General features: G+C 68.7%; 10 protein-coding genes. All 10 read left to right on the top strand.

Annotation, left to right across the window (positions count from 1 at the left end; all coding sequences use genetic code 11):
• Positions 1-208 precede the first annotated feature (208 nt).
• The 10 genes from clpB (at position 209) to U9J39_RS08850 (ending at position 11609) form a co-directional block, all read left to right on the top strand.
• The gene (clpB, locus tag U9J39_RS08895; protein ID WP_115709859.1) at positions 209-2797 is read left to right on the top strand and encodes an ATP-dependent chaperone ClpB; all 2589 of its coding nucleotides are present in this window, start codon (positions 209-211) and stop codon (positions 2795-2797) included.
• A 268-nt stretch (positions 2798-3065) separates the two neighbouring features.
• A complete protein-coding gene (locus U9J39_RS08890; RefSeq protein WP_115709858.1) occupies positions 3066-3605 on the top strand; it encodes a ferritin-like domain-containing protein in 540 nt (179 codons plus the stop codon).
• 401 nt (positions 3606-4006) lie between these two features.
• Positions 4007-5011, top strand: coding sequence for a sulfate ABC transporter substrate-binding protein (locus U9J39_RS08885; protein ID WP_115709856.1), 1005 nt, complete (start codon positions 4007-4009; stop codon positions 5009-5011).
• Positions 5012-5084: 73 nt separating this feature from the next.
• The gene (ssuE, locus tag U9J39_RS08880; protein ID WP_326346935.1) at positions 5085-5708 is read left to right on the top strand and encodes an NADPH-dependent FMN reductase; all 624 of its coding nucleotides are present in this window, start codon (positions 5085-5087) and stop codon (positions 5706-5708) included.
• Between the two features lie 158 nt (positions 5709-5866).
• Positions 5867-6895, top strand: a complete 1029-nt coding sequence (locus U9J39_RS08875) for a sulfonate ABC transporter substrate-binding protein (protein WP_326346934.1) — start codon at positions 5867-5869, stop codon at positions 6893-6895.
• A 30-nt stretch (positions 6896-6925) separates the two neighbouring features.
• On the top strand, positions 6926-8098 hold the full coding sequence (gene ssuD, locus U9J39_RS08870) for an FMNH2-dependent alkanesulfonate monooxygenase (RefSeq protein ID WP_326346933.1): 1173 nt from the start codon (positions 6926-6928) through the stop codon (positions 8096-8098).
• Positions 8099-8112: 14 nt separating this feature from the next.
• On the top strand, positions 8113-8916 hold the full coding sequence (ssuC, locus tag U9J39_RS08865) for an aliphatic sulfonate ABC transporter permease SsuC (RefSeq protein WP_326346932.1): 804 nt from the start codon (positions 8113-8115) through the stop codon (positions 8914-8916).
• A gap of 36 nt (positions 8917-8952) precedes the next feature.
• Positions 8953-9870: an ATP-binding cassette domain-containing protein gene (locus tag U9J39_RS08860; RefSeq protein WP_116312699.1), complete on the top strand. Its 918-nt coding sequence runs from the start codon at positions 8953-8955 to the stop codon at positions 9868-9870.
• A gap of 198 nt (positions 9871-10068) precedes the next feature.
• Positions 10069-10941: an EAL domain-containing protein gene (locus U9J39_RS08855; RefSeq protein WP_326346931.1), complete on the top strand. Its 873-nt coding sequence runs from the start codon at positions 10069-10071 to the stop codon at positions 10939-10941.
• Positions 10938-11609, top strand: coding sequence for an RBBP9/YdeN family alpha/beta hydrolase (locus tag U9J39_RS08850; protein WP_326346930.1), 672 nt, complete (start codon positions 10938-10940; stop codon positions 11607-11609). The genes U9J39_RS08855 and U9J39_RS08850 overlap by 4 nt, the downstream gene beginning before the upstream one ends.
• Positions 11610-11619 lie beyond the last annotated feature (10 nt).

Genomic DNA, 11619 nt, shown 5'->3' with positions numbered 1-11619 from the left:
GCGTATCGCGAGCATCACATGGTGGCCGGCCGGCGGGCCATGCGGGGCCGGGCGCAACGCCGCACGGCGTGCGGCCTTGAAATGTCACGGCAAAGCCTTATCTTTCGGTATGACATGAGTGTCCGGCAGGGCATACGGGCGCCGCGGCAAGCTTCGCCGCCGACGCCCCCCGCATCAGGACACGACCTATCCGAGAGAGGGATTCCTTATGCGTCTTGACAAGCTGACCACCCGGTTCCAGGAAGCGCTGGCTGATGCGCAGAGCCTGGCCCTGGCCAACGACAACCAATACATCGACCCGCAGCACGTGCTGCGCGCGCTGCTGTCGCAGGACGACGGCGCCGCCAAGGCCTTGCTGGCGCGCTCTGGCGTCAACGTGCAGGGCCTGCAGACGGCGCTGGACGCCGCCATCAAGCGCCTGCCGCAGGTACAGGGCACCAGCGAGGTCCAGATCGGCCGCGACCTGGTCAACCTGCTCAACGCCACCGAAAAGGAAGCGATCAAGCGCGGCGACCAGTTCATCGCCAGCGAGCTGTTCCTGCTGGCCGTCGCCGACGACAAGGGCGACGCCGGCCGCATCGCGCGTGAAAACGGCCTGAACCGCAAGTCGCTGGAGTCGGCCATCCAGGCCGTGCGCGGCGGCGATTCGGTCAACAGCGCCGAGGCCGAAGGCCAGCGCGAGGCCCTGAAGAAATACACCATCGACCTGACCGAGCGCGCCCGCATCGGCAAGCTCGATCCCGTGATCGGCCGCGACGACGAGATCCGCCGCGCGATCCAGATCCTGCAGCGTCGCACCAAGAACAACCCGGTGCTGATCGGCGAGCCGGGCGTGGGCAAGACCGCCATCGTCGAAGGGCTGGCGCAGCGCATCGTCAACGGCGAAGTGCCCGAGAGCCTGAAGAACAAGCGGGTGCTGGTCCTGGACATGGCTGGCCTGCTGGCCGGCGCCAAGTACCGCGGCGAGTTCGAGGAACGCCTCAAGGCCGTGCTGAACGACGTCGCCAAGGACGAGGGCCAGACCATCGTCTTTATCGACGAGATCCATACCATGGTGGGCGCGGGCAAGGCCGAGGGCGCGATCGACGCTGGCAACATGCTCAAGCCGGCGCTGGCGCGCGGCGAGCTGCACTGCATCGGCGCCACCACGCTGGACGAATACCGCAAGTACATCGAGAAGGACGCCGCGCTCGAGCGCCGCTTCCAGAAAGTGCTGGTCGACGAACCGACCGTGGAAGCCACCATCGCCATCCTGCGCGGCCTGCAGGAGAAGTATGAGCTGCACCACGGCGTCGAGATCACCGACCCGGCCATCGTCGCCGCGGCAGAGCTGTCGCATCGCTATATCACCGACCGCTTCCTGCCTGACAAGGCCATCGACCTGATCGACGAGGCTGCCGCGCGCATCAAGATGGAAATCGATTCCAAGCCGGAGTCGATGGACAAGCTCGAGCGCCGCACCATCCAGCTGAAGATCGAGCGCGAGGCGGTCAAGAAGGAGACCGACGAGGCTTCGCTGAAGCGCCTGGAGCTGATCGAGCAGGAGATCGCGCGCCTGGAGAAGGAGTACGCCGACCTCGACGAAATCTGGAAGGCCGAGAAGGGAGCCGCGCAGGGCACGGCCGCGCTGAAGGAAGAGATCGAGAAGATCAAGCTGGAGATCTCCAGGCTGCAGCGCGAAGGCAAGCTCGACAAGGTCGCCGAGCTGCAATACGGCAAGCTGCCGGGCCTGGAAGGCAAGCTCAAGGCCGCGACCGATGCCGAGGCCAGCGAGCAGAAGCAGCCCAACAAGCTGCTGCGCACGCAGGTGGGCGCCGAGGAAATCGCCGAAGTGGTGAGCCGCGCCACCGGCATCCCGGTATCGAAGATGATGCAGGGCGAGCGCGAGAAGCTGCTGAAGATGGAAGACCGCCTGCATGGGCGCGTGGTCGGCCAGGACGAAGCCGTGCGGCTGGTGTCCGATGCCATCCGCCGTTCGCGTGCCGGGCTTGCGGACGAGAACCGGCCCTATGGCTCGTTCCTGTTCCTGGGCCCGACCGGCGTCGGCAAGACCGAGCTGTGCAAGGCGCTGGCCGAGTTCATGTTCGATTCGGAAGAACACCTGATCCGCATCGACATGAGCGAGTTCATGGAGAAGCACAGCGTCAGCCGCCTGATCGGCGCGCCGCCGGGATACGTGGGCTATGAAGAAGGCGGCTACCTGACCGAAGCCGTGCGCCGCAAGCCGTACAGCGTGGTGCTGCTCGACGAAGTCGAAAAGGCCCACCCGGACGTCTTCAACGTGCTGCTGCAGGTGCTGGACGACGGCCGCCTGACCGACGGCCAGGGCCGCACGGTGGACTTCAAGAACACGGTGATCGTGATGACGTCCAACCTGGGTTCGCAGATCATCCAGTCGATGACCGGCGAGCCGCAGGAAGCGATCAAGGGCGCGGTCTGGCAGGAAGTGCGCACGCATTTCCGGCCCGAGTTCCTCAACCGGATCGATGAAGTCGTGGTGTTCCACGCGCTCGACCAGAAGAACATCGAGTCGATCGCGCGCATCCAGCTGCAGCGCCTGCAGGCCCGCCTGGCCCGCATGGATATGACGCTGGAGGTCAGCGATCATGCGCTGGAGAAGATCGCCAGCGCGGGCTACGACCCGGTGTTCGGGGCGCGCCCGCTCAAGCGGGCGATCCAGCAGCAGATCGAGAACCCGGTGGCACGGGCCATCCTCGAAGGCAAGTTCGCCGCCAAGGACGTGGTGCCGGTGGATTATGCCGATGGGGAGTTCACGTTCGGTCGGAAGCTGGACTGAGGCGGCTTGCGCCTCCCCGAACACGGGGACGCCTGGACAAGCGTTGCCATGCACAATCCCTGCGCGCGAGCGCAGGGATTTTTTTCTTTTTGTCGCCGTGTAATGCGGTCGGCACCCGTGCAAATATTTCACTGCGCATTGGAAGGGGCGCTACGGCAGTCAAGGGATTGCAGGGTGATGCCAAGTGGCACGCTTTTCGCGTTGCAAAAGGGTTGAGTTTCCGCACAAGGCGCTGCGCCCACGCAGCCCCCCACCCCAGGAGCCCTTTATGAACGACAAGCCTTTCCTCACAGACGTCAAGACCCTGCGCGAGCGTGCGCGTCAGCACATCGACGAAGGCGCGGTGACCGCGGGCTACGCGGCCGACCGCGACACCGTACTGAAGCTGCTGAACGACGCGCTGGCGACCGAGCTGGTCTGCGTGTTGCGTTACCGCCGGCACTACTTCATGGCCAAGGGGCCGAACTCGAAGAGCGTGGCCGATGAATTCCTGGCGCATTCGAATGAAGAGCAGGGCCATGCCGACCAGATCGCCGAGCGCATCGTGCAACTGGGCGGCGAGCCTGACTTTGCCCCGGACGGGCTGACCAGCCGCTCGCATGCGGAGTATGTGGCCGGCAGCTCGCTGACCGACATGATCAAGGAAGACCTGGTGGCCGAGCGCATTGCCATCGACAGCTACCGGGAAATCATCCGGTTCCTGGGCGAGCGCGACCCGACTTCGCGCCGGCTGATGGAATCGATCCTGGCGGTGGAAGAGGAGCATGCCGACGAGATGGCCGACTTGCTGAGCCGGCAGGGCGGCTGACGGGATTGCCGCGCACTTGATATGGGTCAAGCCGCGGCGGCGGCCGGCCCGATAAGATCTGCCCTGTCATGGAGATGCGGGGGCGCTCTTCATGACTTGTCTACCCGTTTCCAGAATGGAAACTTCGCCCGCACCGGTTTGCCGGTGCGGGCGTTTTCTTTTGGGTGTGCCGCCTGCGCCACTTGCGCGCACGTTCTTGCGCACCGCTATGCACCCGATCTCGGGTATGCCCATATTTCCGCCGGATCTTATGCAGAAAACAGCGAAGGATCGGCGAAACCCTTCGTTCCGTTCGGAATGCCCCGTCGGTAGTCTTGCTCCTGACCCCAGCCGGCCCGCCAGGGCGGGCGACGCAAACAGGCGCACGGCGCCATTCACGACACTGACGGGAGCAACACAAGATGATCCGCAAACTGGCCATCGGCCTGGCCGTTCTGGCAGCCATCAGCGCGGCGCAGACCGCGAGCGCTGCCAACCTGCTGAACGTTTCCTATGATCCGACGCGCGAACTGTATGTCGATGTCAACGCTGCCTTCGCCAAGGCCTGGAAGGCCCAGGGTGGCGACGCCGTGAGCGTGCGCCAGTCGCACGGCGGCTCGGGCAAGCAGGCACGCTCGGTGATCGACGGGCTCGACGCCGACGTGGTCACGCTGGCGCTGGGCTACGACATCGACGCCATCGCGGAAAAAGGCCTGATCAAGCCGGACTGGCAGAAGCGCCTGCCGCACAACGCCTCGCCGTACACCTCGACCATCGTGTTCCTGGTGCGCAAGGGCAATCCCAAGGGCATCAAGGACTGGGGCGACCTGGTCAAGCCCGGCGTGCAGGTGATCACGCCCAACCCCAAGACCTCGGGCGGCGCGCGCTGGAACTACCTGGCGGCGTGGGGCTATGCGTTGCGCCAGCCGGGCGGCAACGACGCCAAGGCGCGCGAGTTCGTCGGCGAACTGCTCAAGCACGTGCCGGTGCTGGATTCGGGCGCGCGCGGCGCCACCACCACCTTTGTCGAGCGCGGGCTGGGCGATGTGCTGATCGCGTGGGAGAACGAAGCCATCCTGGCGATCAAGGAGCTGGGGCCGGACAAGTTCGACATCGTTGCGCCGTCAGTGTCGATCCTGGCGGAGCCGCCGGTGGCCGTGGTCGACAAGGTGGTCGACAAGAAGGGCACGCGCAAGGCGGCCGAGGCCTACCTGCAGTTCCTGTACACCGACGAAGGGCAGGAGATCGCGGCGAAGAACTACTACCGCCCGATCTCGCAGAAGGTCGCGGCCAAGTACGCCGCCAATTTCCCCAAGGTGAAGCTGTTCACCATCGACGAGGTGTTCGGCGGGTGGCAAAAGGCGCAGAAGACCCACTTCGCCGATGGCGGTTCGTTCGACCAGATCTACCAGCCCGGCAAGAAGTAAAAACCCGGGACCGGCGCACCCGGCCGCGTGGGCGGCCGCGGCGCCCGCCGGTGCCCCAGAACAAGGAAGCCCGATGTCCATCCTGACGCTCTCCGGCAGTCCGTCGGCCCAGTCCCGCTCCGGCCTGGTACTGGCGCACCTGCGCACGGCGCTCGAGGCTGCAGGCGAACGCACCCGCCACCTCGACCTGCGCGACCTTCCGGCCGGGCCGCTGCTCGCGGCGCGCACGGACGACCCGGCCATCGATAGCGCCCTGCGTGCGGTGGTGCAGGCCCAGGTGGTGGTACTGGCCACGCCGGTCTACAAGGCCGCCTACAGCGGGCTGCTCAAGGCCTTCCTGGACCTGCTGCCGCAGACCGGCCTGCGCGACAAGATCGTGCTGCCGATCGCCACCGGCGGCAGCCTGGCGCATGCGCTGGCGATCGACTACGCGCTGCGGCCGGTGCTGGCCGCGCTCGGCTCACGCCAGATCCTGCCCGGCATCTTCGCCGTGGACCAGCAGATCGAAGCAGTCGATGCCGCCGGCGCGCGCCAGGCGCGCTTCGATGCCGCGCTGGGCGCGCGGCTGGACGAAGGCGTGCTGCGCGTGCGCGATGCGCTGGCGCATGCCCGCATCGAGGTGCCGCTCGACGTGGTGCCCGGCGCCTACGTCCGGCACGCCGCCGCGATCGCGGCGGCCGAGCGATGTTCCGCCTGAACTGATGGCTTGACTGTAGTGGCGCCGGCCAGCCCGGCGCGACGGCAGCGACGCGATGCCACCCGTCACGCGGGGCCGGCAGGGCGGCGTGCTGCCAGAACATCCCGGACATCGAACACGGCCCGCGGCACATCGGCGCGGGCCAAGGAGGACTTCACATGACAACGATCAAGCCGCTGCGCACGTCAAGCCAGCGCCGCCGACTCATTACCGCCGCGCTGGTGCTTGCCACTGGCCTGGCCTACGGGCTGCTGCCCGGCCGCGCCGAGGCGCAGTCTAACCAGATCGATGCCAAGGTGCTGCGCATCGGCTACCAGAAGTACGGCACGCTGACGCTGCTGAAGGCGCGCGGCACGCTGGAAAAGCGCCTCGCGCCGCAAGGCATCAGCGTCCGGTGGACCGAGTTTCCGGCGGGGCCCCAACTGCTTGAAGGCCTTAATGTCGGCGCCATCGACTTCGGCACCGTGGGCGAGGCGCCGCCGATCTTTGCCCAGGCCGCGGGGGCGCAGCTGGCCTATGTCGGCAACGAGCCGCCGGCACCGGTGGCCGAGGCCATCGTCGTGCCCAAGGGCTCGGCGCTGCGCTCGGTGGCCGGCCTGCGCGGCAAGCGCGTGGCGCTGAACAAGGGCTCCAACGTGCATTACCTGCTGGTGCGCCAGCTGGAGCAGGCCGGCATTCCCTACAGCGAGATCCAGCCGGTCTACCTGCCGCCGGCTGATGCGCGCGCCGCCTTCGAGCGCGGCGCGGTGGATGCGTGGGTGATCTGGGACCCGTTCCTGGCCGCCGCCGAGAAGCAGCTGGGCGCGCGCGTGCTGGCCGATGGCCGCGGTGCGGATGGCAAGAACGTGGTCAGCAACCACCAGTTCTACCTGGCGTCGCGCCCCTATGCCCAGGCCCGGCCGGAGATCGTCAGCCTGATCCTGGATGAACTGGCCACGTTGGGCACCTGGGCGCAACAGCACCCGAAGGAGGCCACCACGGTGCTCACCGGTGAAACCGGGCTGCCGGCCGATGTGCTCGCGCTTGCGGTGTCGCGCTTCTCGTACGGCGCGCGCCCGGTCAGCGCCGAGGTGCTGGCCGAGCAGCAACGCATTGCCGATGCGTTTCACGCGCTGAAGCTGATTCCCAAACCTGTCAGGGTCGCCGATGCGCGCTGGGCCCCGCCGCAGCAGCAGGCCAGGCGCTGACACGCCGGCCAACAAGAACAGGAGCACGACATGCAAGTATTCTGGTTCATCCCCACCCACGGCGACAGCCGTTACCTGGGCACTTCCGAAGGCGCGCGCGCGGTCGGTTTCGATTACCTCAGGCAGGTCGCCGTGGCCGCCGACACGCTGGGCTATGAAGGCGTGCTGATCCCGACGGGCCGCTCATGCGAAGACCCGTGGGTGGTGGCATCGGCGCTGGCCGCGGTGACGCAGCGCCTGAAATTCCTGGTCGCGGTGCGCCCGGGCCTGATGGCGCCGACCCTGGCCGCGCGCATGGCCGCGACCTTCGACCGCATCTCCAGTGGCCGCTTGCTGGTCAACCTCGTCACCGGTGGCGATCGCGCCGAACTGGAGGGCGACGGCCTGTTCCTCGACCACACCGCGCGTTACGAGGCCTCGGCCGAATTCCTGCGCATCTGGCGTCAGGTGCTGGCCGCCAGCCATGACGGGGGCAAGGTCGATTACGAGGGCAGGCACCTCAGCGTGAAGGGCGCCACCGTGCTCTACCCGCCGCTGCAGCAGCCGCATCCGCCGGTTTATTTCGGCGGCTCGTCGGCGCCGGCGCATGCGCTGGCCGGCGAGCAGGTCGATACCTACCTGACCTGGGGCGAGCCGCCCGCGGCGGTGGCGCAGAAGCTGGACGACGTGCGCAGCCACGCCGCGCGCCACGGCCGCACGGTGAAGTTCGGCATCCGCCTGCATGTGATCGTGCGCGAAACCGATGACGCCGCATGGGCCGCGGCCGAGGACCTGATCAGCCGGCTCGACGACGACACCGTGGCGCGCGCGCAGGCCGTGTTCGCCAACATGGATTCCGAAGGCCAGCGCCGCATGGCCGCACTGCACGCGGGCGGCACCCGCCGCACGCGCGAGGCGCTGGAGATCAGCCCCAACCTGTGGGCCGGCGTCGGGCTGGTGCGTGGCGGCGCCGGCACCGCGCTGGTGGGTGACCCGCATACCGTGGCCGAGCGCCTGCGCGAGTACGCCGCGCTGGGCATCGACACCTTCGTGCTGTCCGGCTATCCGCACCTCGAAGAAGCCTACCGTTTCGCCGAACTGGTGTTCCCGCTGCTGCCGCGCACGGTGCGCGCGACGTTCGACACGCTGCCGGGCAAGGTGCTGTCCGGCCCGTTCGGTGAAGTCATGGCGACCGGCATCGTGCCGCGCGCCGCGCAAAGCTGAGGGGAGGCGCAACCATGACGACTCCGCCATTGCCACCGCCGCGCCAGGCGCCGCAGGCATTGTGGCGCGCGGCCGCGCCGTGGATCGTGCCGATGCTGCTGATCGTCGCGTGGCAACTGGCCTCGCAGAACGGCTGGCTGTCCAGCCGCGTGCTGCCGGCCCCGCTGGCCGTGGTGCAGGCCGCGTGGGAGCTGGCGCGCTCGGGCGAGCTGTGGCGGCACGTCGGCGTCAGCACCTGGCGCGCGCTGCTGGGGTTTGCCATCGGCGGCGGGCTGGGCCTGCTGCTGGGGCTGCTGACGGGCACCTTCCGCACCGCCGCCACGCTGCTCGACAGCACGCTGCAGATGGTGCGCAACATCCCCGCGCTGGCGCTGATCCCGCTGGTGATCCTGTGGTTCGGCATCGACGAGAGCGCCAAGCTGTTCCTGGTGTCGCTGGGCGTGTTTTTCCCGGTGTACCTGAATACCTACCACGGCATCCGCTCGGTCGACGCGGGGCTGGTGGAGATGGCGCGCAGCTACGGCCTGTCCGGCTGGCGGCTGTATCGCGAGGTGATCCTGCCCGGCGCGCTGCCGGGCATCCTGGTGGGCGTGCGTTTCGCGCTGGGGCTGATGTGGGTGGTGCTGATCGTGGCGGAAACCATCTCCGCGCAGTCGGGCATCGGCTACATGACGATGAATGCGCGCGAGTTCCTGCAAACCGACGTGGTGCTGGTCGGCATCCTGCTCTATGCGCTGCTGGGCAAGCTGGCCGACTGGCTGTCGCGCGGACTGGAGCGCTACTGGCTGCGCTGGCACCCGGGCTACGCCGCGGCCTGAGCGGCGCCGGCAACCAATCAAGGCAAGGAGATCGAGATGCAGATGTATCCGGTGGAACAGGCGGCCCTGGCCGAGCTGGAAGCGGGCCTGGCGCGGCGCGAGGCGTCCGCTGGGGCCAACGCGGCCAACGTGGTGCCCGGCAAGGCTGCGGGCGGCGTGGCGCTGCGCGTGAGCCAGGTGGTCAAGCGCTACGACGGCCGCACCGTGCTGCACGACGTGGCGCTGGACGTCGCGCCGGGCGAGTTCCTGGCCATCGTCGGGCGCAGCGGCTGCGGCAAGAGCACCTTGCTGCGGCTGGTGGCGGGGCTAGAGGCGGTCGACGGCGGCAGCATCGCCATCGACGGCGAGGCCGCTGCCACGGGCCGCGCGCCGTCGGCGGACGTGCGCGTGATGTTCCAGGACGCGCGGCTGCTGCCCTGGAAGCGCGTGCTGGACAACGTGGCGCTGGGCCTGCCGCGCGCACGCCGCGCGGAAGCGGCTCAGGTGCTGGCCCAGGTCGGGCTGGCCGACCGCGCGCAGGCCTGGCCGGCACGGCTGTCAGGCGGCCAGCGCCAGCGCGTGGCGCTGGCGCGCGCGCTGGTGCACCACCCGCAGCTGTTGCTGCTCGATGAACCGCTGGGCGCGCTGGATGCGCTGACGCGCATCGAAATGCAGGCGCTGATCGAAGCGCTGTGGCGCCGCCTGGGCTTCACCGCGTTGCTGGTCACGCACGATGTCTCCGAAGCGGTGGCGCTGGCCGACCGCATCGTGCTGATCGAGGACGGGCGCATCGCCATGGACACGCGCGTAGCGCTGGCGCGTCCGCGCGAACGCGGTGCCGCGGGCTTTGCGCAACTGGAAGCCGAGGTGCTGCAGCGGGTGATGCGGCCGTCGCCGCCGGCGGCCGGGCAAGCCGGTGCGCAGGCAGCCGCGCCCGCGGCGCCGGCGCCACTGAATGTGAGCTGGGCGGCCTGACGGCGGCGCGCCCGGCCAGGCTTGCGCCGTAGTGCCGGGCGGCGCATATCGACAGTCCTTAATCTTCATACGCTCGCGCGCGCCGAGCTTCTATCATGAGCAGGCAGGCAGCCGCTGGCGTCGCGCTTGCCCATCAGCCATCACCCATCCACCCATCAGACCGCGGGCCCGATTGGCCCGGTCAAGCCAAGGACCACCATGCCAGGCGAGCATGAACCCACGGGCGCAGCGTCTGCGCTCCAACGCTATCTCGAATCGCTGCCGCGCCAGCCGCTGGCGGACCGGCAACTGTGGCGCGATGCGCGCGGGCAGGTGCAGGGCCAGTTCTTCAACTGCTCGCTGACCAGCGCGTTCGAGCCGCTGGTCACGCTGGCGGACCGGCAGGTGGTGGCGCACGAAGGCGCGATCCATACCTACGCCGAGGACGGGGTCGGCCTGGCGGCGTGGAAGCTGTTCGCGATGGCGGCGGACGATCACACGCTGGTGTCACTGGACCGGCTCTCGCGCCTGCTGCATGCCATCAACTACTTTGCCGCCGACGGCGGGCACAAGCTGGTGCTGAACGTGCACAACCGGCTGCTGGCCGCGGTGGCCGATGACCACGGCGCGGCCTTCCGGCGCGCGCTGCAGTCGCTGGGGTTGCCGCTGGAGCGCTTTGTGATCCAGGTGCCGGCCAGCGCCAATGACGATCTCGGGCTGTTGCTGCATGTGGTGGGCAACTACCGCCGCAATGGCTTCGCGGTGAGCCTGCAGGCCTCGGATCCGGCCGAGGCGGGTGCGCTGATGGCCCATGCGCTGCCGGACTGGCTCAAGCTGGACATGCGCCGCACCTGGACCGACCGCCAGCTGTCCGGCCTGCGCGCCAGCGCTGCCAGCGCGGGCGTGACGCTGATCGGGCGGCGCCTGCAGGACGCCGAAAGCATCGAGCGCCTGCAGGCAGCCGGCATCGGCCTGGGGCAGGGCGCCTTTGCCGGCGGGCTGGTGAATGCGGCCGCGCTGCGCGCGGCGGATCGGTCAGCCGCTGCATTCCATGCCGCGACGTTGCATGCACTGAACGAGGAGCCGGTATGACGCCATCGGACAGGACCGCACCCGGCCGTGCCACGCGGCTGGACATTCCCCGTCACCTGCAGGTGCTGACGGTGCCCGGCTTGCACGGGAGCGGCCCGGGGCACTGGCAAAGCCGCTGGGAACAGCAGTTTCCGGACTGGCAGCGGGTGGAGCAGCATGACTGGTCGCGGCCGAGCCTGCCGCTATGGGCCGAGCGCGTTTCCGAAGGCGTGATGCGGGCCCGGCGCGTGGCCGCGCGCGGAGCCGTGCTGGTGGCGCACAGCTTCGGCTGCCTGGCCACGCTGCGCCAGGCGGCGCTGGGCCCGGTCGGCATCGCCGGCGCCTTGCTGGTGGCGCCGGCCGACCCGGACAAGTTCGGCGTGGCGGCCTTGCTGCCCGCCTACCGGCTGCCGTTCCCGACCATACTCGCGGCCAGCCGCAACGACCCCTGGATGCCGCAGCGCACCGCATTCTCCTGGGGTACGCTGTGGGGCAGCGAGCTGGTCGACGTGGGCCATCTCGGCCATATCAATGCCGACTCGGGCCTTGGCGAGTGGCCAGAGGGCCTCGCGCTGCTCGATACCCTGGTGCAGCGTATTGCACAAGCCGGCGACGCCGGCGCTCCAAGTGCTTCAATCACCCCCTGGGAGGCCGGGGTCGAAGTTGCCTCGATTGTCCCTTATATCTAAACCTTCTAAG

It is taken from the genome of Cupriavidus sp. SS-3 (assembly GCF_035818815.1).
GTDB classification, from domain to species: domain Bacteria; phylum Pseudomonadota; class Gammaproteobacteria; order Burkholderiales; family Burkholderiaceae; genus Cupriavidus; species Cupriavidus taiwanensis_C.
This window is presented reverse-complemented; position numbering and strand designations above follow the sequence as displayed.